Origin of the sequence: Pseudoduganella dura (assembly GCF_009727155.1) — a bacterium.
GTDB classification, from domain to species: Bacteria; Pseudomonadota; Gammaproteobacteria; order Burkholderiales; family Burkholderiaceae_D; genus Rugamonas; species Rugamonas dura.
The window spans coordinates 1,997,072-2,019,328 of the sequence record NZ_WNWM01000002.1; the positions used below are offsets into that span (position 1 = coordinate 1,997,072).

Here is a 22,257-nt window from a genome sequence, read left to right on the forward strand (position 1 = left end):
ATCAGTGTGGTTCCTTGTTAGCTTGTTGCGATCCAATCAAATGCTGCACGACGCGCTCCATCTTCATGAAACGGGAGCCCTTGATCAACACCGTGGTGTCCGGCGTCACTGCCGCGTCGACCGCCGCGAGCAATGCGTCGAACTGTTCGAAATGACGAATGCCCGCCGCAGTGACCTTCGTCATGTGCTGCGCCAGGGCGCCCGTCACGAGCACCTGTTCGATGCCCTTCTGTGCCGCGTAAGCGGCGATCTCTTCGTGGAATTCCCTGCCCTGGGTGCCCACTTCGCCCATGTCGCCCAGCACCAGCACGCGTGGCGCCGGGCTGCCCGCCAGCACGTCGATCGCGGCGCGCACCGAATCCGGGTTCGCGTTGTACGTATCGTCGATGACGACCGCGCCGCAGGCGGCCGCCTTTTTCTGCAGCCGGCCGCTGACCGGCGCGAAGCTGTCCAGCCCCGCCTTGATGCGGTCGAACGATATGCCGGCGGCAGCCGTGCAGGCCACGGCGGCCAGCGCGTTGCGCACGTTGTGTTCGCCGGCTGCCTGCAGGCCGACATAGAACTGGACCAGTTCCCCATCGCTGCAGCGGATCGACACGAACATCTGATTGCCGAAATCGGCCGGGCGGAACGTGCAGCTCACATCGGCCTCCTTGGTCAGGCCGAAGGTGATCGTGCGGCGGCTGCCGGCCAGCTCGCGCCAGATCGGGGTGAACTCGTCGTGCGACGGGAACACCGCCGTGCCGTCGGCCGGCAGGGCCGCCAGCGCGGAACCGTTTTCGCGCGCCACCGCTTCCACGGTGTGCATGAACTCCTGGTGCTCGCGCTGGGCATTGTTCACCAGGGCGATGGTGGGCGCGGCAATCCGCGCCAGGCGGCCGATCTCGCCCGGGTGGTTCATGCCCAGTTCGATCACGGCCGAGGAATGGTGCGTGGCCAGCCGGAACAGGGTCAGCGGCACGCCGATTTCGTTGTTCAGGTTGCCGCGCGTGGCCAGCCGGTCTTCTTCGCCATGGGCGGCGGCCAGGATGGCGGCGATCATTTCCTTGACGGTGGTCTTGCCGTTGCTGCCGGTGACGCCGATCACCGGCAGGTCGAACTGGCTGCGCCACCAGCGGGCGATCTGGCCGAGGGCCGCCAGCGTGTCGGGCACGAGGATGACGGGAAGCGTGGCGGGCGGGGTCCAGCCGTCGGGCAGTTTTTCGACGACCACGGCGGCCGCCTGCCGCGCCACCTGCGGCAGGAAATCGTGGGCATCGAACGTTTCGCCGCGCAGCGCGACGAACAGCGCGCCCGGCGCCACGGTGCGGCTGTCGGTCGAAACGCCGTCGAAGGCCACCCCGGCAACGGGCTGGCCCGATGTGGTGTCGAACAGGCGCGCGTCGTCCAGCGCGCCCAGAATCTGGTCCAGCGTGGCGCGCATCAGTTCTGCCTCATCATCGTCAGTCGGGCGGTCAATGCAAGCTGGGCATGGTCGGCGTCGGAGAACGGCAGCTTCTTGCCCTTGATCTCCTGGTACGGCTCGTGGCCCTTGCCGGCCACCAGGATCACGTCGTTCTTCGCCGCGTGCCTGACGGCGGAAAGGATCGCGGCGGCGCGGTCTTCGATGGCCTGCGCCGGGCGGGCGGCATCCATGCCGGCCACGATCTGCGCGATGATCGCGTGCGGATCCTCGCTGCGCGGGTTGTCGCTGGTGACCAGCACATGGTCCGCCGCCTGCGCGATGCGGCCCATTTGCGGGCGCTTGCCCGGATCGCGGTCGCCGCCGCAGCCGAACACGCACCACAGCGCGCCGCCACGGTCGCTGGCCACCGGCCGCAGCGCTTCGAGGGTCTTGTCCAGCGCATCCGGGGTGTGGGCGTAATCGATGACGACCATCGGCGCATCGTTGCCGCCCGCCAGCTGCATGCGGCCCGGCGGCGGAGTCAGGGCCTCGATCGCGTCGACGGCGGCGCGCAGCGGCATGCCTTTGGCCAGCAGCGCGCCCAGCACGCCCAGCGCGTTGCTGACGTTGAACGCGCCGACCAGGCGTGTCTTGACCTGCGCGGCGCCGTAGGGCGACTCGAGGTGGAATTCGGTGCCGGCGCTGCGGCTCTTGACCTGGCTGGCGCGCAGCATGGCGAACCGGGGCAAGCGCGCGCCCAGTTGCGCGGCCAGCTGCGCCGCCTCGGTATCGTTCTTCAGCGTGTAGCCGATTACCTGGCCAGCCGTGGCCTGCCCGGCCATGCGCACGCCGGCCGGGTCGTCCAGGTTGATCACGGCAGTCTTCAGGCCGGGCCAGGCGAACAGTTTCGCCTTGGCCGCCTCGTAGGCTTCCATCGAGCCGTGGAAATCGAGGTGGTCGCGCGTCAGGTTGGTGAACAGCGCCACGTCGAAATGCATGCCGGCCACGCGCCCCTGTTCCAGGCCGATGGACGATACCTCGATCGCCAGCGAGCGGGCGCCGGCGGCGCGGCATTCGTCCAGCGTGCGGGCCAGCAGCACCTGGTCCGGCGTGGTGTAGCCGGTGGCCATGAATTCGGGCTCGGCGCGGCCGGAGGCGGCGCCAGGGAACAGGCCCACGCCCAGCGTGCCGATGACGGCGGCGGTTTCGCCGGCGCGCGACAGCGCATGGCCCAGCCACACGGCGGACGACGTCTTGCCGTTCGTGCCCGTGATGCCCACGGTGAACATGCCGGCGTCCGGCATGCCGTAGGCGGCGTGCGCGATCGGGCCGGCCCGCAGCTTCAGGTTCGCCACCGGCAGGCTGGCCACCTTCCAGGCGGAATTCCAGGTGAAGCCTTCCGGGTCGTACAGCACGGCCGCGGCGCCCTGCCCGATCGCCTGCTCTATATAGGTGCGGCCGTCGCCGGCATCGCCGGTGCCGTTGGCCGGATAGGCGAAAAATACGTCGCCGGCGCCGATCCGGCGCGAGTCCGAGGCCAGCTGGCCGTTCGGCGCGGCTTCCCTGATCCAGTTGCCGATGGTGTTGGTGTCGTCGTTATTGTTCATGTCTGTCATTACATGGCCTCCCCTTCGTTGCCCGTCGGGGCCACGATTTCCGTCACGGTGGAATCGGGAGGCACATTCATGGCGCGCAGCGCGTTCTCTGCGACCTTGGCGAAAGTGGGCGCGGCCACCTGGCCGCCGTACTTGCCGCCCTGGGTCGGCTCGTCGATCATCACCGCGATGATGAAGCGCGGCGCGGACAGCGGCACGATGCCCACGAAGGAGCCAATATATTTGCGCGGCATCGCGTAGCGGCCGTTTTCCGCCTTGTAGGCGGTACCGGTCTTGCCGCCCACGCGGTAGCCCGGAACCTGGGCCTGCTTGGCGGTGCCATCCTTGCCGGTGACGACCATCTCGAGCATCTCGCGGATCTGGCGCGCGGTCTGCGGCTTGATGATCTGCTGGCCCTGTGGAATCTCGTGGCTTTTCTCGAACGTGAGCGGGATCGTGTCGCCGTCGCGCGCGAACATCATGTATGCGCGGGACAGCTGGATCAGCGACACGGAAATGCCGTTCCCGTAGCTCATCGTGGCCTGCTCGATCGGCCGCCAGTTCTTGTACGGGCGCACGCGGCCCGCCACGGCGCCGGGGAAGCCCCATTTCGGCTGCTGCCCGAAGCCGACCTTGGTAAACATTTCCCACATGTCCTGCGCCGGCATCGACAGGGCGATCTTCGAGGTGCCGATGTTCGACGACATCTCCACCACCTGCTGCACGCTGATCACGTGGTGCGCCTTGGTGTCGCTGATGGTGCGGTCCTTGATCGTGAGGCGGCCGGACCCGGTGTCGATATTGGTGTGCGGCGTGACCACGCCCTTGTCCAGCGCCAGCGCGACGGTCACCGGCTTGAGCGTGGAACCCGGTTCGAACGAGTCCGTCATCACGCGGTTGCGCAACTGCGCGCCGGTGAGCTTGCGGCGGTCGTTCGGGTCGTAGCTGGGATAGTTCGCCAGCGCCAGCACCTCGCCGGTATGCACGTCGAGCACCACGGCGGCGCCGGCCTTGGCCGCGAATTTCTCGACCGCGGCCTTCAGCTGGGTAAAGGCGATGTACTGGATCTTCGAATCCACCGACAGCACCAGGTCCTTGCCGTCGTGCGGCTCGTGCTTGGCGCCGATATCCTCGACGATGTGGCCGAGCCGGTCCTTGATCACGCGGCGCGAACCGGTCTGCCCCACCAGCGTTTTCTGGTGCGCCAGCTCCATCGATTCCTGGCCCACGTCTTCCACGTTGGTGAAGCCCACCACGTGCGTCATCACTTCGCCCTGCGGGTAGAAGCGCTTGTATTCCTTGCGGGTGTCGATGCCGTCGATCTTCAGTTTAGCGATCTGGTCGGCCACGTCCTGCTCGACCTGCCGCTTCAGGTAGACGAAGTTGCGGTCGGAATCGAGCTTCTTGCGCAGGTCGGCTTCGCTCATCTCGAGCAGGCCGGCCAGCGCGCGGATCTTTTCCGGCGGCGCCTGCAGCACATCGTCCGGAATCGCCCAGATGGCCTTGACGGGCACCGACGATGCCAGCACCTGGCCGTTGCGGTCCATGATCTTGCCGCGCGTGGCCGGCAGTTCGATGGTGCGCGCGTAACGGATTTCGCCCTGCTTCTGCAGGAACTGGGTGGACACGCCCTGCAGCCACAAGGCCCGCACGCCCAGCGCCGCGAACGCGGCGAACAGCACGAACAGCACCACGCGCGAACGCCAGGTCGGCAGCCGCACCGCGAGCACGGGGCTTTTCGAGAACGACACGCCTTTCGAGGCGGCTACCCGGGAACTTGCGGCATTCGAGCGGCTCATTCTGCGTCCTCCGTCAGGTACTGGGTGCGCGCCGGCGTGAGCTGGGTCATGCCCAGGTCGCGGTGGGCGATATCTTCGATGCGGGCATGCTTGCCCAGCGTGGACTGGTCCAGCTGCAGTTGCGCCCATTCGATGTCGAGCTGGCGCGCCTTGGCCTGCGCCCGCTCCAGTTCGATGAACAAATGGCGCGCCTGGTACTGCGCGTTGACGAGCGACAGCGCGCAACCCACCAGCAGCGTGGCCAATACGGCGCTGAGCTTGCCTGTCATGCCGGCTTCTCCTGTTTGGGCAGGCGCATGGCCACCCGCATCACCGCCGAGCGGGCGCGCGGGTTTTCATCAACCTCCCGCTCGGACGGCTTGATCTTGGCCAGCAGCTTCACTTCCGGCTGCGGCAGGTCGGCGGCGCGGATCGGCAGCCGGCGGTCCGGCTGCGGCACATTGGCGCGCTCGGCGAGGAAGCGCTTGACGATGCGGTCTTCCAGCGAATGGAAGCTGATGACGGCGATGATGCCGCCCGGCGCCAGCGCGTCGTAGGCCTGCTTCAATCCGGCCTGGAGGTCCTCAAGCTCTTGATTGATGTGAATCCGGATAGCCTGAAAGGTGCGTGTGGCCGGATCCTTGCCCTTCTCCCGGGTTTTGACCGCGCCTGCCACGATGCCGGCAAGCTGTCGTGTGCTTGAAATCCGTTCGACTGCCCGGCGAGCAACAATCGCCTTTGCAATCTGAAAAGCAAACCGTTCTTCCCCATAATCCCTGATCACCTTTTCAAGAGTCTGTTCCGATTCCGTGGCCAGCCATTCGGCCGCGGAGATGCCGCGCGTCGTGTCCATCCGCATATCGAGCGGACCGTCGTTCCGGAAAGAAAAGCCGCGCGCGGCGTCATCCACCTGCGGCGACGAGATACCCAGGTCGAGCAGCACGCCGTCGACCTGGTAGATGCCCCGCTCGGCGAGGGCGTATGTCATGGTGGCGAAACTGTCGTGGACGATCGTGAAGCGCGCATCGTCCACCTGCCGGGCGGTGGCGATCGCCTGCAGGTCCTTGTCGAACGCGACCAGGCGGCCGTTGGCCCCCAGGCGCGACAGCAGCAGGCGGCTGTGGCCGCCGCGGCCGAACGTGCCGTCGACGTAGATACCGTCGGCGCGCGTGCCGGCAATGGCAAGCGCGTCGACCGCTTCGTCCAACAGCACCGTACGATGCTGGAATTCTGGCACCGCTGTTGTCATCATCTTGCGGGCCTTTAGAAGGAAAAATCGGAGAGTGTGTCCGGCATGCCGACGTCGATCGTGGCCTGCTCGTTTTCGGCGCGTTTGACCGGGTCCCAGATTTCAAAGTGCGTCAGCATGCCGGACAGTACGATCTCGCGGCCCAGTCCGACTGCAGCGCGCAGTTCCGGGGCCACGAGGATGCGGCCAGCCGAGTCCATTTCGACATCGCTGGCATTGCCCAGCAAAATGCGCTGCCAGCCGCGCGCGGACATCGGCCACGCGGCGATCTGGTCGCGCTTGGCGTCCCACACGGGGCGCGGATACATCAGCAGACAGCCGTCCGGGTGCTTCGTCAGCGTGAGGCGACCTTCGCACTGGATCGTCAGTGCGTCACGATGCTTGGCGGGAATGGACATCCTGCCTTTCGCATCGAGAGTGATCGCGGAAGCGCCCTGGAACACGGCTGTACTTTCTCTTTGGAACTAAGGTTTGGAATTAACTGTCGTTGATTTGGGTGGCGCCGTTTCCGCCCCGGTATCCCACAAAACCACACTTTTTCACACAGGTGCCCACTTTAGTGGACGGCACGACAGTGGTCAAGCGATTTCCAATAGGTAAATCCCGATTTTTACTAATGAAATTAAGGACTTAGCGCGTATCGTTCAAGCAGTCTCACGTCAGAAAACATCGACAAATCAGGTACCTATGCCATTTAGTGCATGTGCTACCTCATCTGCAACACAGCATGAAACAAATCCAAGTGGCAAAAAATAAAATTTGAAGGAAAGACAATATTGATCTAGCGCAATGGCTTAGTGGCGAGTTGACAACGGTGACCGCAAAGGGGTTCAAAGCAGGAAGTGTCGCCGTTTCCCGACACGTGGACGGCGCAGGTGCGGGGTTGGAGGCGCAGTAAGCGCTATCGGCGGGAGTTCTTGGAGATATCAATAAAACAATATTTTCGATGGCGTTCGGCAGTTTTCAAATTCCCTGAAAGTTCTTCATGGAAATGAGTTGTATAGACAAATTCATGATTTTGGCCAACCGGAACCGCGGGATTATACGCATGTTTTTTGGCTTGCAGTTCAATAGCAACTATATGATTTTCATACAGCTTCGATGAATAGACGGCACTTATGAAATGGGCAAGGCATGTACGAATTCAGCCGCGCTATTAATGAGCCCGTGCTGCGATATAACCGGGTCTGGCGCAGCCAGATAAACCCGGAAGCGGCTGCTCAATATGCCGTTGTAGCCCGATAATCAATCCAGCTCCCACCCCCGCGACCGCTCCACCGCCCGGCCCCACCGCGCCAGCAAGGCACCGCGCCGGTCCTCCGACATCGCCGGCTCGAACCGCCGCTCGCACTGCCACTGCGCGGCAATCTCCTCCTGCGAAGCCCAGAAATGCACCGCCAGCCCGGCCAGGTAAGCGGCGCCCAGCGCGGTGGTTTCCGTCACCCGCGGCCGCACCACGGGCACGCCCAGCAGATCGGCCTGGAACTGCATCAGCATGTCGTTGCGCGCCGCGCCGCCATCGGCGCGCACTTCGAGCACCGGGCGCGCGGCATCGCGCTGCATCGCCGCCAGCAGTTCCGCGCTCTGGTAGGCGATGGCTTCCACGGCGGCGCGGGCGATGTGGGCGGCGGTGCTGCCGCGCGTGAGCCCGACGATCGTGCCGCGCGCATACTGGTCCCAGTGCGGCGCGCCCAGGCCCACGAACGCGGGCACCAGCATCACGCCGCCGCTGTCCGGCACGGATGCCGCCAGCGCTTCCACGTCGCTCGATTTCTCGATGATGCCCAGGCCGTCGCGCAGCCACTGCACGGTGGCGCCGCCCATGAACACGCTGCCTTCGAGCAGGTAGCACGGCTGCATGCCTTCCCCGCTGTGCAGGCGCCAGCCCACCGTCGACAGCAGCCGCTGGTGCGACACGGCCGGCTGGCTGCCGGCATGCATCAGCATGAAGCAGCCGGTGCCATAGGTGTTCTTGACCATGCCGGGCACGTGGCAGGCCTGGCCGAACGTGGCCGCCTGCTGGTCGCCGGCGATGCCTGCCACGGGGATCGGGCTGCCGAACAGGGCCGCGTGGGTGGCGCCGATCTCGCCGCTGGAGGACACGATCTCCGGCAGCACCGCTTCGGGAATGCCGAACAGCGCCAGCAGGTCCGCGTCCCAGCGCATCAGATGGATGTTGAACAGCATCGTGCGCGAAGCGTTGCTCACGTCCGTCACGTGGCCGCCGCACAGGTTGAACACGAGCCAGCTGTCGACGGTACCAAAACACAGCTCGCCCTGTTCGGCGCGCGCGCGGGCGCCCGGCACGTTGTCGAGCAGCCAGGCCAGCTTGGTGGCGGAAAAATAGGCGTCCAGTTCGAGGCCGGTGCAGTCGCGGATCAGCGCCGCCTTGCCGGCGGCGCGCAGCGCCTCGCATTGGTCCGACGTGCGGCGGTCCTGCCACACGATGGCCGGCGCCACGGGGCGGCCGGTGGCGCGCTCCCACAGCACGGTGGTTTCACGCTGGTTGGCGATGCCGATGGCGCACACCTGGGCGGGGCGCACGCCCGCTTCGCGCAGCACCTGGCGTGCCACGGTGAGCTGGCTGGTCCAGATATCGCCGGGATCGTGCTCGACCCAGCCGGGCCGGGGGAAATGCTGGGGGAATTCCTGCGCGGCGCAGCCGCGGATGCGGCCTTCGTGATCGAACAGGATGGCGCGCGAACTGGTGGTGCCCTGGTCGAGGGCGAGGATGTAGTTCTTCATGACCGAATTTAGTGAAGCAAGCCGATAGGCCGGATTCTGTTACGGCGCCGAAGCGCTATGACAGCCATTCCTCTAGGCGACGGATTGCTCCGCCGCTCAAGCTTTCTACCCGCACGCTCCGCGAGCAGCATCATCGCGTGCCTATTTGAAATTGCACCAGGTGGAGGTTACCGCGTTTCACCGTAACTTAATACGCTCGTCTCTGTGGCCCTGTTCCTCGCCTTATACCCCCTGAAGGGCTTTCGGCGGACGGCCGTTAACCGTCACCCCGCTCTGTGGAGTCCGGACCTTCCTCCCGCCAACGCATTGCTGCGCCGGCCAGCGGCTGTCTGGCTTGCTTCGGGCGCTATTGTACCGCATGGCCGCCGGCCGGGCCGGAAAGCGAAAATTGTTGTCGCCATTTCAAAAGCCCATGGCCGGCACCGGCTCTAGAATGCCGCATCACTTGACGAGGCCCACATGACCCACCCTTCCCGTTCCGGCGGCCAGATCCTGGTCGATGCACTGAAAATCCACGGCGTCGATACCGCCTTCGGCGTGCCCGGCGAAAGCTATCTCGACGTGCTCGACGCGCTGCATGAATCGGGCATCCGCTTCGTGATCAACCGCCAGGAAGGCGGCGCTGCGTTCATGGCCGATGCCTACGGCAAGATGACCGGCAAGCCCGGCATCTGCTTCGTCACGCGCGGTCCCGGCGCCACCAACGCATCGATCGGCGTGCACACCGCCTACCAGGATTCCACGCCGATGGTCCTGTTCATCGGCCAGGTGGGCGGCGACTTCATCGACCGCGAAGCGTTCCAGGAAGTGGACTACCGCCGCATGTACGGCCAGATGGCGAAGTGGGTGGCGCAGATCGACCGCGCCGACCGGATTCCCGAGTATCTCGCGCGCGCCTTCCAGGTGGCCACCAGCGGGCGCCAGGGCCCCGTGGTGCTGGCCCTGCCGGAAGACATGCTGGTGAAGCAGGCTGCCGTGCCGGATACGCACCGCTACCAGCCGGTGCAGGCGAGTCCGTCGCAGGCGCAGGTCGACACGCTGCGCGGCATGCTGGCCGGGGCACGGCGCCCGCTGCTGCTGATCGGCGGCAGCGGCTGGAACGAACAGGCCTGCGCGGACATCGCCCGCTTCGCCGAAGCGAACCACCTGCCGGTGGCCTGCGCGTTCCGCTACCAGGACCTGCTCGACAACGACCATCCCCACTACATCGGCGACGTGGGCATCGGCATCAACCCGAAGCTGGCCGCGCGCGTGCGCGATGCCGATGTGCTGATCGCGCTCGGCCCCCGCCTGGGCGAAATGACGACGGGCGGCTATTCCGTCATCGAGGCGCCGCTGCCGCGCCAGCGGCTGGTGCACATCCACGCCAGCATGGAAGAACTGGGCAGCGTGTACCAGGCGGAATTGATGATTGCCAGCGGCATGCCGCAAGCGGCCGCGATGCTGGCCGCCATGGCGCCGGTCGAGGCACCGGCATGGGCGGACAGCGTGGCCGCGGCGAAAGCGGAGCTGAACGCATGGCAACAGCGCCCCGCCATCTTCCAGGACGGCCAGGCGCCGCTGGACCTGTGGCAGGTGGTGCAGGAGATCGATGCGCTGGCGCCGCACGACGTGATCATCACGAACGGCGCCGGCAACTACGCCACGTGGGCGCACCGCTTCCACCGCTATGGCGGCATGCGCACGCAGCTGGCGCCGACCAGCGGCGCGATGGGCTACAGCGTGCCGGCCGGCGTGGCCGCCAAGATCGTCGACCCCGGCCGTACGGTGGTCACGTTTGCCGGCGACGGCGAATTCATGATGAACGGCCAGGAGCTGGCCACGGCCGTGCAGTATGGCGCGGGCCTGATCGTCATCGTGTTCAACAACCGGATGTTCGGCACCATCCGCATGCACCAGGAGCGCGAGTACCCGGGCCGGGTGTCGGGCACGGACCTGGAAAACCCGGATTTCGCCGCGCTGGCGCAAGCCTATGGCGGCCAGGGCGAAGTGGTGGAACATACCGCGCAGTTCGCGCCGGCATTCGGGCGCGCGCTGGCCTTTACGCGGGAACGCAGGCTGCCGGCCGTGATCGAACTGCGCTACGACGGCAACCTGATCACGCCGGGCGCCACGCTGGAGACGATCCGCGCGAATGCACAGGCGTCGAAGCCAAGGTAAAAAATCATCCCTGCGACGGCGGCACCGCTTCCCACTTCGGTGCCGCCGGCTCGTCTGTCGGCGCCTTCTTCCCGACCGGGCAGGCGCGGCAAGCCTTCGGCTTTTGCGCAAAGTCGCGCACCTTCTGCAATGTCATCGGCAGCGCTTCGTCGCCGCAGTAGCCGCCGTCGAGCGTCAGCGTGTTGCCGTCCGCCGAGAACTTGCCGCTGAGCGTGCGCTCCGCCTCCTCGGGCGGCTGCACCGTGAAATACATCAGCTTGCCGCGCGGGTCGATATTGACATCGCTGGCCACTACCGGCCACGACAGGCCGCCCGCCGTGTATTCATAGATCACCGTATCCACCTCGGCAAAGCGCTGCAGCGTGATGCGCTGGCCGCCGAACTCGCCGCCGGGCTGCACGCACAGGTCCGAATACACCGCCATGCCGTAGCGCGGCAGGCCGCCCTTCTCCGGCACGGCTTTCTTCGCACCCGGCGGCGCGGCGGCGGCAAGCGTGGCGGCGAAGGTACAGGCGAACCACAGGCCAAGGGCGACGCGGGATCTTGTTTTCATTGGACGGTCGGCGAAGTGAATTTGGCGTCATTCTAACGCACGAAAAAAAACCGGCCGCGAGGGCCGGTTTTCATGTGGTACTGAAGGAAGCTTAGAACGAGTGACGCACGCCCACGTTGAAGGCGCTGTCGCCCGAACCGACTTCGGTGTTGCCACCAACGGTGAATGCTGCACCGTTCTTGTTGTCGATCTTGGCGTACGACACGTAGCCGGTGGTGCGCTTCGAGATGTCGTGCATGTAGCCGATGGCCCACTGCTTGGCATCGCGGTTGACGGCTTCGCGGTCATCCTTGTAGATGAACGAAGCGATGACCTTGCCCGTGTTGCCAGCCACTGGCACTTGCACGCCCAGCAGGCCGTCGCGGCTGTCGCGCGATGCAGGGATCGCCACGGTCGTGTAGGCGATGCCGCCGGTCACGCCGTTGATCGTGCCGCTGTTCGGGTAGGCGATGCTGTTCAGGCCCTTGCTGGCGTTGTACATGAAGTAGGCTTTCGCCACTTCGAAGTTGTAGTTCACTGCCAGCAGGCTGTTGTGGCCGATGCCGCGCTCGACTGCCACGGTGGTGGCGGTGGAAGCGGTGTCGTTGTTGCGGTTGTTGTACGCCAGGCGGGCGTTCAGCGGGCCGTTGGTGTACGACACGGCAGCGCTCAGCTGGCGGCCGGCCGACGATTCGGACTGTTCGCCGAAGCCGTAGAACACTTCACCGGAGAAACCGTTGAAGACCGGGGTCTGGTACACGACAGCGTTGCTGTTACGCACGTTGATGCCGCTGGCCGGGAACAGGTTCTTGGCCGAGCCGGCCAGGCCGGCGGCGAACGGGTCGCCAACCTGCACCAGCGCGTTGTACCAAGGAGTGTACTGACGACCGACCGTCAGCGTGCCGGCGGTGGTGGAACGCAGGCCCACGAATGCCTGGCGGTTGAACAGCGTGTTGGACGCGTCCAGCTGGCCGTCGTCGACCTTGTAGCCCGTTTCCAGGGTGAAGATCGCGGACAGGCCGCCACCCAGGTCTTCCGTACCGCGGAAGCCGATACGCGAAGCATTGGCGACGCCGGACGACACCTTGGTGACGTTGCCGTCTTTACCGCCGCGCTCGGCGACGATACCGGCGTCAACGATACCGTAGATCGTTACATTCGACTGTGCAAAGGCGGCGCTGCTCATGGCGCCCAGAACTGCAACGGAGATTAGAGTTTTTTTCATTACATTTCCTTCAGTTGTGTTGCGTGTAAAAAGATTCAGCAACGGCTAAATTCGGTCTTGCGGTGCCGGTAGCCCAGCTGGCTCCGGACCGCTTATTGGTGAGGGCAAACCCCGATTTGCCACTGTGCCGCGATCCCCTGGTAAGGGTGCGGCGTTCACTTATTGTCGCGGCCGATTCAATCGCACCGTCTTGTTATCAGTGCGCTTGGCACTGGAGGCGGCACTATACTGATGGTTTGCCAATCCATCAAGTGTAAAGATGCTCACCAGCTGGGCCAGGCTGGAGGCCTGATCCTGCATGCTGTGCGATGCGGCAGTGGCTTCTTCCACCAGCGCCGCGTTCTGTTGCGTCACGGCGTCCATCTGCGCAATCGCTTCATTCACCTGCACGATGCCGGCGCTCTGTTCCTGGCCAGCCACGGTGATTTCACCCATGATGTCGGTCACGCGGCGCACGCTGACGACCACTTCCTCCATCGTGCTGCCGGCCTGGTTGACCAGTCGCGTGCCGGCCTCGACCTGGCCGACGGAATCGCTGATCAATTCCTTGATTTCACGGGCCGCCGCGGCGGACCGCTGTGCCAGGTTGCGCACTTCCGACGCCACGACCGCGAAGCCGCGGCCCTGTTCGCCGGCACGGGCAGCTTCCACCGCCGCGTTCAGCGCCAGGATATTGGTCTGGAAGGCGATGCCGTCGATCACACCGGTGATGTCCGAAATCTTCTTCGCCGACTCGTTGATCGAGCCCATCCGCTCGACCACCTGCGATACGACCTGGCCGCCCTGCTCCGCGATCGCCGAAGCATTCACGGCAAGCTCGTTGGCCTGGCGCGCGTTGTCCGAATTGTGGCGCACGGTCGACGTCAGTTCTTCCATCGATGCCGCCGTCTCTTCCAGTGAACTGGCCTGCGCCTCGGTACGGCCCGACAAATCCATATTGCCCGCCACCACCTGCTGGGCCGCGCTCGCGATCGTGTCGGTAGCGTGGCGTACCTGGCCGACGATGTTGGCCAGGCTGTCGCGCATCGACTTCATCGCGAACAGCAGGCTGGTATCGTCACCGGCGCGGGTGCGCACTTCCACGTTCAGTTCACCGGCCGCGATCTGGTTGGCCAGCGCCACCGCATACTGCGGTTCGCCGCCCAGCGTCTTCACGAGCCAGCGGGTGATCAGCAGCGCCGCCAGCGCGCCGAGCACCACCGACATGAGCAGCAAGCCTGCGATCCAGGCGCGCGACGCATTGTATACCTGATCACCAAAACTTGCCGCCTCGCTGCCGCCCTCGCCATAATATTTGACCAATTTGTCTACCTGGCCGCGCAAAGCAACGATCAATTTGTTGGATTCACCACGAATCAGCTTCTTCGCCAGGGGCATGTCGCCGGCGCGCACGGCGGCGCGCAGCTTCGCGTCTTCCGCCATGTAGCGATCCCACAACGTCAGGAATTCGCTGTACAGCGCCTGCTCTTCAGGCGTCTTGATCAGGGCCACATATTCGTCCTGCATCTTCTTCAGGTCGACCAGGTCGTTGGCGATCACCTTGTCGTACTTGTCCAGGTCGGCCACGTCTTCCGAGATGATGTATTGCAATTCGCGGGTGCGCACGCGGGCGATCTGCGACTTGATGTCCTGGATCACGCGCATCGCCGGCATCCACCGCGACGACAGGTTGCTGGCCGTGGCATTCACCTTGGCCAGCTGGTTGATCGAAAAGAGACCGACGATGGCGGTCAGTAGCAGGACGACCGCGAAAGCCAGGCCCAGCTTGGTGGAGAGCTTGCGCTCGGTAAGCCAATTCATTTGAATTCCTTGTGAAGATAGAAGACGAGTTGCTGTGTGGCAAAATTTTAGCGCATCGCAGGAAGCGATGTGTCGTTCCATTGGCTTTATGTCCAGCACAAATTTAAATGTGTCGTTTTTCCGCGTGCTCAGAGTTACATTGATGTCCTGCTACAACATCTTGTAGAGCAGACAAACTTCCCCGTCGTTGCAGGCTTCATGCCTATATATTTCACTTATGAAATAAATTAGTTGCCTCACCGCACCAATCCAGCTTGAACAAAATGTTGAGCTAGCTCAGAATGCGGTCATTCATTGCCGTACGGCAATTTCAGTTCAGCCCAGTGCAATCCCGTTCAGGAGCCTTCATGTTTTCGTCTATCGAGCAGTCCGGCAATATCGCAGTTGTACAAACCAATTTCACCTGGGGCGAGGACTTGCCTCGCGTAATTGCCATCGTCGAGCGCCATTTCGACGACTTCAACGGCAACGGTTTCTATCCGCATCCCGACGAGGAAGCGCTGCAGCGCGAACTGCTGGCAGTGCCGACGCTGCGCGACTTCGCCGCCAGCCTGGAAGGCCGCAAGGCACGCGGCCTGGCCATCACGGGCCTGGGCCTGGCGGGCCTGTCCGAAGCGCATCGCAATGCCGTGCTGTACGCGATCGCGCTGACGCAGGGCTTTCCCACCTCGACCGACCAGCGCACCAAGCGCGTGGCGTGGGATGTGCGAGCCCGCCCGGGCAGCCAGTCGAAGTTCGTCACGTTCTCGGAACGCACCGGCAATGCCGACATGCACACCGACTCGTCGTTCTACCCGATGCCCGAAGAGCAGTTCCTGCTGTACGTCGTCTCGTCGGCCCGCTGCAACGGCGGCGAATCGCTGCTGATCGACGTGGAAGACATCGTGGCCGAGCTGAAAAAAACCGAGCAAGGCCGTGCTGCCTATGCGCTGCTGTGCACGGCGCAAGTGCCGTTCCGCGTACCATCGGTGTATGCCGCGGGCGACGACCAGGTCGAGCTATTCTACGCACCGGTCTTCCATGCCGACGGGCTGGCGATGCGGTGGCGCTACGATTCGATTGAAAAAGGACTTGCAGCCTGCCCGGAACTGGCCACGCCGGATCTGGTGGCCGCCCTGACCCTGCTCAACGGGATCATCGAGGAGCACGCGCCCCGCTTCGTGCGCCAGTTGCCGGACGATACGCTGCTGTGGGCCGACAATCACCGCACGCTGCATGGCCGCGCCACGTACACGGACCCGGGCCGCCACCTGATCCGCATCCGCATTTCGACCACGCCGAACGCACACCGCATCGGCCCGTCCGGTATTTCGGCGGACTGATCGGCATAGAATCACACCATGCTTGCTTCCATCATTCCCGTATTCCTGATCATCCTGCTGGGCGTGGCGATCCGCCGCTTCGGCTGGATGCCGGCCGACTTCTTCCCGTCGATCGAGAAGTTCTCGTACAACATCGCCTTCCCGGCCATGCTGTTCGCCGGCACGGCCCGCCTGTCGTTCGAAGGCGGCGAAGTTGCCCAGCTGGCCCTGGCCACGCTGCTGCCCACGTTTGCCGTGGTGCTGCTGACGCTGGCAGCGCTGCTGCTGCTGCCGGCATTGCCCGGTGCCAGCCGCTCCTCGGTGATGCAGGGCGCCATGCGCCCGAACACGTATTTCGGGCTGGCGGTGGCCGCACTGTTCTTCCCGCCGGAAACGTCATCGCTGGTGATGCTGGCCCTGGCGCTGTGCCTGCCGGTGGTGAATGCGCTGTCCGTGGTCGCGCTGGCATGGTGGAGCGGCAGCAAGCCGAACTTCGGCACCGTCGCCAGAACGCTGGCAAAAAACCCGATCATCCAGGCCACGCTGGCCGGCGTGATCGTCAGCGTTGCAGGCATCAGCCTGCCAAAGGAGCTGATGAATACGCTCGACATCCTCGGCAAGGCGGCCACGGCGCTCGGCCTGCTGTGCGTGGGCGGCGGTCTCGTGTTCTCGCTGGAAGGCACGCGCCCGGCGGCGCTGACCGTGACTTCCGTGCTGAAACTGCTGGTGATGCCGCTGCTGGCCGCCCAGGTGTGCCTGCTGCTGGACGTGGGGCCGGAAGCGGCACTGGCTGCGTGCTTCTACTGCGCGCTGCCAACAGCGCCGAACGCCTATATCATGGCGAAACAACTGGGAGGCGATGCCCGCCTGATGGCCTCGCTGATTACGCTGCAGACCTTGCTGGCCGTGATCACCGTGCCGTTGAGCCGGCAGTTCATGCCATGGCTGGGCGCCTGACCCCCGCCATTTAACACTAGCGCAACAATTTTTTACGTTTCGTTTGTCCACGACACAGGTGGACGAAAACAGTAAATAAAATGCATCCATCCCGCTTGTCTTTCTATGTCATGGACAAGTCATATGGGGTGGCGATCGGCCCATATCCTTCGGGAGAGCGCTGTAATTTTTCCCCAGGAAAAGGCATTAGAATGCTGCACGCCCAATGCTGGAGTACCCCGCGCAGATGAACAACCCGATGCCTTTTTCGCCAATGCCGTGCACGATCAGCGATGTCGAGCGCGATACCGGTGTGGCCAAGGAAACCCTGCGCGTATGGGAACGGCGGTACGCGTTTCCGCGGCCGGAACGCGATCCGTTCGGCGAGCGGTTGTACCCGGTCGACCAGGTGCACAAGCTGCGCCTCGTCAAGCGGCTGATCGACCTGGGCTTCCGGCCCGGCAAGGTGATCGGTTATACGGCACAGGAGCTGCAGGCGCTGGCCGAGAAGGCGGCGGTCGGCAACCGGCCGGTGGTGCGCGGCGCGGCCGAACTGCAACCTTACCTCGACCTGTGCCGCGCGCACGACAGCGACGCGCTGCGCCGCAAGCTGTCGCAGGCGCTGCTGGTAATGGGATTGCGCAATTTCGTCATCGACCTGATGGCCCCGCTGACGGCGGCGATCGGCGATGCCTGGGCCTGCGGCGACCTCGGCGTGTGGCAGGAACACCTGATCACGGAAACGCTGCAGATGGTGCTGCGCAGCGCGATCTTCTCGATGCCGCCGCCCAATGCGCCGGGAGGCGCGCCGAGCCCGCGCATCCTGCTGACCACCACCCCCCAGGAAAAACACGGTCTCGGTCTGCTGATGGCCGAGGCCCTGATGGTGGCCGAAGGCGCCGGCTGTTACTCGCTGGGGCCGCAGACACCGCTACCCGATATCGTCGACGCCGCCCGCGCGCTGCGGGTCGACGTGGTGACGCTGTCGTTCTCGACATCGATGAACACCCGCCATGTACTCGATGCGCTGAAGGAATTACGGGCCCGGCTGCCGGAAACGGTGGCGCTGTGGGCCGGCGGCAGCAATGTCGCGCTGCGCCGCCGCGCAGCGTCGTTCGTGCAGGTGCTGACGCTGAGCGACGTGGGCGACATGCTGGCCGACTGGCGCCACGAGGCGCGCGCACGTACCGCGGCCTGATCGGGCAGCCGGGTCGTGGCGGCCTCGCGGCAACACTGCGGCGGCCTGACGGATGTGAGCGAAAAACGGCCGCGAACAACCCGGTGAATCCGGGAAATACCCTTTCAACAAGGTTTTCAAGGGCGCTCTGGTAGAATAGCCGGCGCAAGAAAACCATTCCCAGCGTGTTTCCGGCCCCGAGCGGCCGCAGCCTCCACGACACATGTTCAGCTTCTTCAAGAAAAAAACCGTCACGCCCGACGTGCCGCCGGCCGCACCTGCCGGCGTGGCACCCACATTGGCCCCGTTGTCGCCCCCTCCCGTGGCGCCTTCAGCGCCTGCGCCCACCGAACCGGCCGCGCCCTTCGCGTTCGACGTCGAGACGGCGCCGCGCCCGGAACCGAAACAATCCTGGATGAGCCGGCTCAAGGCCGGCCTGTCGAAGACCTCCGCCAACCTGTCCGTGCTGTTCGTCGGTGCCCGCATCGACGACGAGCTGTACGACGAGCTCGAAGCGGCGCTGCTGATGTCCGACGCCGGCATCGACGCCACCGAATACCTGCTCGAAGCGCTCAAGCGCAAGGTCAAGGATGACAAGCTGCTCGATGCCGCCGCGGTGAAGGTGGCGCTGAAGTCGCTGATGATCGACCTGTTGCGGCCACTGGAAAAACCGTTCGTGCTGGGCCGGCACCAGCCGACGGTGATGATGATCTCCGGCGTCAATGGCGCCGGCAAGACCACCACGATCGGCAAGCTCGCCAAGCACATGCAGGCGCACGGCCAGTCCGTGCTGCTGGCCGCCGGCGACACATTCCGCGCCGCCGCGCGCGAGCAGCTGATGATCTGGGGCCAGCGCAACAACGTCACCGTCATCTCGCAGGAGTCCGGCGATCCGGCCGCCGTGTCGTACGACGCGGTGCAGTCCGGCAAAGCCAAGGGCACCAATGTGGTGATGATCGACACCGCCGGCCGCCTGCCGACGCAGCTGCACCTGATGAACGAGCTGCAGAAGATCAAGCGCGTGATCGGCAAGGGCATGGATGAGGCGCCGCACGAAACGCTGCTCGTCATCGACGGCAACACCGGCCAGAACGCGCTGACACAGGTCAAGGCGTTCGACGATGCGCTGCAGTTGACCGGCCTGATCATCACCAAGCTCGATGGCACCGCCAAGGGCGGCGTGCTGGCCGCGATCGCGCGCGTGCGCCCGGTGCCCGTGTACTTTATCGGCATCGGCGAACAGATCGAGGACCTGCAACCGTTCGACGCCGAGGAATTCGTCGAAGCGCTGCTCGGGTGACGAACTGAAAAAACCATGATCGAATTCGTCAACGTCACCAAGCAATACACGACCGATGTCACCGCGCTGCGCAACGTCTCGCTGACCGTCGGCAAGGGCGAGCTGGTCTACCTGGCCGGCCCTTCCGGGGCCGGCAAGTCCACGCTGCTCAAACTGATCGCCGCGATGGAGCGCCCTTCCTCGGGCCAGGTCACCGTCAACGGCACCGATATCGGCCGGCTGAAAAGCGCCGGCGTGCCGTTCCTGCGCCGCAACCTGGGCCTGATCTTCCAGCAGCAGCGGCTGCTGACCGACCGTTCCGTGCTGGCCAATGTGATGCTGCCGATGCTGGTGACGGGCCGCACCCGCGCGCAGGCGGAAGACCGCGCCCGCGCCGCGCTGGACAAGGTGGGCCTGCTGGACCGGGCCGCCGCCAGCCCGCTGGCGCTGTCCGGCGGCGAGCAGCAGCGCGTGTCGATCGCCCGCGCGATCGTCAACCGGCCGCAGATCATTCTGGCCGACGAACCGACGGCCAACCTGGACCGCGCCAGCGCCAACAAGGTGTTCGATGCGCTGCGAGCCTTCAACAAGGCCGGCGTGACGTGCCTGATCTCCACCCACGACGAACTGGTGCTGGAGGGCGCCAGCCGCGTGATCGAGCTGAAACAGGGTGCATTGCAGGGCGATCCCGTGGCGGAGGCGCCATGAGCGTATGGCTGCGCCAGCACGGGTTTGCGCTGGGGTCGGCGCTCGTGCACCTGCGCCGCGCGCCCGGCTCCTTCTTCTTCAATATCCTGGTGGTGGCGATCGCGCTGGCGCTGCCGTTCGCCGGCGTGACGGTGCTGGACAATATCCGGCCGATGTCCGAACAGCTGGCCGTGGACCCGGAACTTTCCGTGTTCCTCAAGCAGGACTTGCCACGCGAGCACACCGAAGGCATGGCCGGCTCGCTGCGCGCTGTGGCCAAGGACGCCAAGATCATCTTCGTGCCGCGCGAAAAAGCCCTCGAGGAATTGCAGGAAAAGAACGGCGTGGCCGGCGTGATCGAAACGCTCGGCGACAATCCGCTGCCGGACAGTTATATCGTGCGGCTCAACGCCTTCCAGAGCGCGGCCGAAGGCAACGATGTGGACAGGATCGCGGACCGCATCGGCGCCATTCCCGGCGTCGAATCGGTGCAGGTCGACTCGGCGTGGGTCAAGCGGCTGGCCGCGCTGCTGGGCGTGCTGCGCGTGGGGCTGCTGCTGCTGGCCGCCACGCTGGGCACGGTCGTGGTGGCGGTCGTGTTCAACACCATCCGCCTGCAGGTGCTGACGCAGCGCGAGGAAATCCTCGTATCGCGGCTGATCGGCGCCACCGATACCTACATCCAGCGCCCGTTCTACTACACCGGGGCATTGCTGGGGCTGTGCGCCGGCGCCGTGGCGCTGGGCGCGGTGGCGCTGTCGCTGCAGCCGCTGAACGCGGCGATCGCCGAGTTCGCACGGCTGTACGCGTCGGAATTCCAGCTGGCGCCGCTGGAACCGGTGGCGATGGGGCTGCTGCTGGCCCTGTCAGCCGGCCTTGGCCTGGTCGGCGCGGCATTGTCGGTGCGGCGCCAGCTCGCCCGCCTGTCCTGATCCGGGAGCGGCCCGCCCTTGCAATCGGGCGGGCCGCCCTTATCTGTTTGTTCACACCCTCCTGCCGGCGTACAACATCGTTGGCTGCGCTCCTACACGCCTGCCCGGGCCATCGTGCGTTCACGCACAGAGCCCGTTGTCGCCTCTCGATAATCTTGTCATACATCCTTTGGTCCAGCTCAAGTTCTGATCAGTAACACGCCGGCGAGCGGATCGAATGAAACCCCGCCATATCCCTAACGGTTAGTATCTGTCCATAGTACTTAGGCTATCGAAGCCATAGAATTCTGGTCATTGGCACTCGACCAGGGAGAGTGCTAAGATATGTTCAAACGCAACGTTGAATGGTAAGTATCTTGACAGAAGGCACTTGCCTGGTGTTAAGACCGAATTAAGTTCAACACTGCATGCTGTATGCAAAGGTTCGCTGCAATCCCGCCGCGGAGCCACGCAATACCCTTCGAGTGAGGAAATGAAAATGACTACCATGTCCGCACCTTCCGCCCTGGTCCCAACCGGTACGACTGCGCTCGGACTCGGGTTCAGCGGCAACCTGGGCAACCTGGATGCCTACATTTCCGCCGTCAACCGCCTGCCGATGCTGACGCACGAGGAAGAGGTATCGCTGGGTCGCCGCCTGAAGGAAAACAACGACCTGAAAGCGGCCGAAAAGCTGGTGCTGTCGCACCTGCGGCTGGTGGTGTCGATCGCCCGCGGTTACCTGGGCTATGGACTGCCGCACGCCGACCTGATCCAAGAGGGCAATATCGGCCTTATGAAAGCCGTGAAGCGCTTCGACCCGGACCAGAACGTGCGCCTTGTATCCTATGCGATGCACTGGATCAAGGCCGAGATGCACGAGTACATCCTGAAGAACTGGCGCCTGGTGAAGGTGGCGACGACGAAGGCGCAGCGCAAGCTGTTCTTCAACCTGCGCAGCCACAAGACCGGCCTGGATGCGATGACACCGGACCAGATCGACGCGCTGGCGAAAACGCTGGACGTGAAGCGCGAGGAAGTGATCGAGATGGAAACCCGCCTGTCCGGCCGCGACATCGCGCTGGAATCGCCGACCGACGATGAAGACGACAAGTTCTCGCCGATCGCCTACCTGTCGTCCGACCTGTCGGAGCCGACCAAGGTGCTGGAAGCGGAACAGGTCACGCGCCTGCAGTCGGAAGGCCTGGAAACGGCCCTGTCGAAACTGGACCCGCGTTCGCGCCGTATCGTCGAAGCGCGCTGGCTGGCCAACGACGACGGCTCCGGCGCCACGCTGCACACGCTGGCCGACGAGTTCGGCGTTTCCGCCGAGCGGATCCGCCAGATCGAATCCGCCGCGCTGAAGAAAATGAAGGGTTCGCTGGCCGCGTTCGTATAACGCGCCTGCCTCCTTCCCCAACCCGGCCTTCGCGCCGGGTTTTTTATTGCCGAAAACCGGTGACAGGCTCCGATATTTTTGAAACATTTCTCGAAAATC

At 64.6% G+C, this 22,257-nt stretch carries 18 protein-coding genes and 1 other RNA gene; 8 read left to right on the plus strand and 11 right to left on the minus strand.

Going from position 1 to position 22,257, the window contains the following annotated elements; genetic code table 11:
- Window position 1: 1 nt before the first annotated feature.
- The 8 genes from GJV26_RS08740 to rnpB all read right to left on the minus strand — a co-directional run bounded on the left by GJV26_RS08740 (window position 2) and on the right by rnpB (window position 9,092).
- Window positions 2–1,423, minus strand: a complete 1,422-nt coding sequence (locus GJV26_RS08740) for a UDP-N-acetylmuramoyl-tripeptide--D-alanyl-D-alanine ligase (protein WP_155708484.1) — start codon at window positions 1,421–1,423, stop codon at window positions 2–4.
- A complete protein-coding gene (locus tag GJV26_RS08745; protein ID WP_155708485.1) occupies window positions 1,423–3,000 on the minus strand; it encodes a UDP-N-acetylmuramoyl-L-alanyl-D-glutamate--2,6-diaminopimelate ligase in 1,578 nt (525 codons plus the stop codon). Before GJV26_RS08745 ends, GJV26_RS08740 begins: the two co-directional genes overlap by 1 nt.
- On the minus strand, window positions 3,000–4,778 hold the full coding sequence (locus GJV26_RS08750; protein ID WP_155708486.1) for a peptidoglycan D,D-transpeptidase FtsI family protein: 1,779 nt from the start codon (window positions 4,776–4,778) through the stop codon (window positions 3,000–3,002). The genes GJV26_RS08745 and GJV26_RS08750 overlap by 1 nt, the downstream gene beginning before the upstream one ends.
- Window positions 4,775–5,047 carry a cell division protein FtsL gene (ftsL, locus tag GJV26_RS08755; RefSeq protein ID WP_155708487.1) on the minus strand — a complete coding sequence of 91 codons (273 nt, stop codon included), beginning with the start codon at window positions 5,045–5,047 and terminating at the stop codon, window positions 4,775–4,777. The genes GJV26_RS08750 and ftsL overlap by 4 nt, the downstream gene beginning before the upstream one ends.
- Complete coding sequence (rsmH, locus tag GJV26_RS08760; RefSeq protein WP_155708488.1) at window positions 5,044–6,009, minus strand: 16S rRNA (cytosine(1402)-N(4))-methyltransferase RsmH; 966 nt, start codon at window positions 6,007–6,009, stop codon at window positions 5,044–5,046. The genes ftsL and rsmH overlap by 4 nt, the downstream gene beginning before the upstream one ends.
- A gap of 11 nt (window positions 6,010–6,020) precedes the next feature.
- Entirely contained in the window at window positions 6,021–6,449 is a 429-nt protein-coding gene (gene mraZ / locus GJV26_RS08765; protein WP_189442027.1) for a division/cell wall cluster transcriptional repressor MraZ, read from the minus strand.
- Between the two features lie 802 nt (window positions 6,450–7,251).
- On the minus strand, window positions 7,252–8,751 hold the full coding sequence (glpK, locus tag GJV26_RS08770; protein WP_155708490.1) for a glycerol kinase GlpK: 1,500 nt from the start codon (window positions 8,749–8,751) through the stop codon (window positions 7,252–7,254).
- Window positions 8,752–8,760: 9 nt separating this feature from the next.
- Window positions 8,761–9,092, minus strand: an RNA gene (gene rnpB, locus GJV26_RS08775) — RNase P RNA component class A.
- A gap of 118 nt (window positions 9,093–9,210) precedes the next feature.
- On the opposite strand from rnpB, the gene GJV26_RS08780 reads away from it, so the two are divergent.
- Complete coding sequence (locus GJV26_RS08780; RefSeq protein WP_155708491.1) at window positions 9,211–10,911, plus strand: thiamine pyrophosphate-binding protein; 1,701 nt, start codon at window positions 9,211–9,213, stop codon at window positions 10,909–10,911.
- A 4-nt stretch (window positions 10,912–10,915) separates the two neighbouring features.
- Here GJV26_RS08780 and GJV26_RS08785 read toward each other — a convergent pair whose 3' ends face one another.
- The 3 genes from GJV26_RS08785 to GJV26_RS30550 form a co-directional block, all read right to left on the minus strand.
- Window positions 10,916–11,464, minus strand: a complete 549-nt coding sequence (locus GJV26_RS08785) for a hypothetical protein (protein ID WP_229419227.1) — start codon at window positions 11,462–11,464, stop codon at window positions 10,916–10,918.
- A 91-nt stretch (window positions 11,465–11,555) separates the two neighbouring features.
- Complete coding sequence (locus GJV26_RS08790; protein WP_155708492.1) at window positions 11,556–12,668, minus strand: porin; 1,113 nt, start codon at window positions 12,666–12,668, stop codon at window positions 11,556–11,558.
- A 159-nt stretch (window positions 12,669–12,827) separates the two neighbouring features.
- On the minus strand, window positions 12,828–14,468 hold the full coding sequence (locus tag GJV26_RS30550; protein ID WP_155708493.1) for a methyl-accepting chemotaxis protein: 1,641 nt from the start codon (window positions 14,466–14,468) through the stop codon (window positions 12,828–12,830).
- 347 nt (window positions 14,469–14,815) lie between these two features.
- Between GJV26_RS30550 and GJV26_RS08800 the strand changes: the two genes are divergently transcribed.
- The 7 genes from GJV26_RS08800 (at window position 14,816) to rpoH (ending at window position 22,158) form a co-directional block, all read left to right on the plus strand.
- On the plus strand, window positions 14,816–15,790 hold the full coding sequence (locus GJV26_RS08800; RefSeq protein ID WP_173346172.1) for a TauD/TfdA family dioxygenase: 975 nt from the start codon (window positions 14,816–14,818) through the stop codon (window positions 15,788–15,790).
- 18 nt (window positions 15,791–15,808) lie between these two features.
- Entirely contained in the window at window positions 15,809–16,726 is a 918-nt protein-coding gene (locus GJV26_RS08805; RefSeq protein ID WP_155708495.1) for an AEC family transporter, read from the plus strand.
- Window positions 16,727–16,964: 238 nt separating this feature from the next.
- Window positions 16,965–17,903 carry a MerR family transcriptional regulator gene (locus GJV26_RS08810; RefSeq protein WP_229419228.1) on the plus strand — a complete coding sequence of 313 codons (939 nt, stop codon included), beginning with the start codon at window positions 16,965–16,967 and terminating at the stop codon, window positions 17,901–17,903.
- A 202-nt stretch (window positions 17,904–18,105) separates the two neighbouring features.
- The gene (ftsY, locus tag GJV26_RS08815; protein WP_155708496.1) at window positions 18,106–19,182 is read left to right on the plus strand and encodes a signal recognition particle-docking protein FtsY; all 1,077 of its coding nucleotides are present in this window, start codon (window positions 18,106–18,108) and stop codon (window positions 19,180–19,182) included.
- 15 nt (window positions 19,183–19,197) lie between these two features.
- Window positions 19,198–19,869 (plus strand): cell division ATP-binding protein FtsE, encoded by a 672-nt coding sequence (locus tag GJV26_RS08820; RefSeq protein WP_155708497.1) that lies wholly within the window; start codon window positions 19,198–19,200, stop codon window positions 19,867–19,869.
- Window positions 19,866–20,780, plus strand: a complete 915-nt coding sequence (gene ftsX / locus GJV26_RS08825) for a permease-like cell division protein FtsX (RefSeq protein ID WP_155708498.1) — start codon at window positions 19,866–19,868, stop codon at window positions 20,778–20,780. Before GJV26_RS08820 ends, ftsX begins: the two co-directional genes overlap by 4 nt.
- Window positions 20,781–21,258: 478 nt before the next feature.
- A complete protein-coding gene (gene rpoH / locus GJV26_RS08830) occupies window positions 21,259–22,158 on the plus strand; it encodes an RNA polymerase sigma factor RpoH (RefSeq protein WP_155708499.1) in 900 nt (299 codons plus the stop codon).
- The last annotated feature ends 99 nt before the right edge of the window (window positions 22,159–22,257 follow it).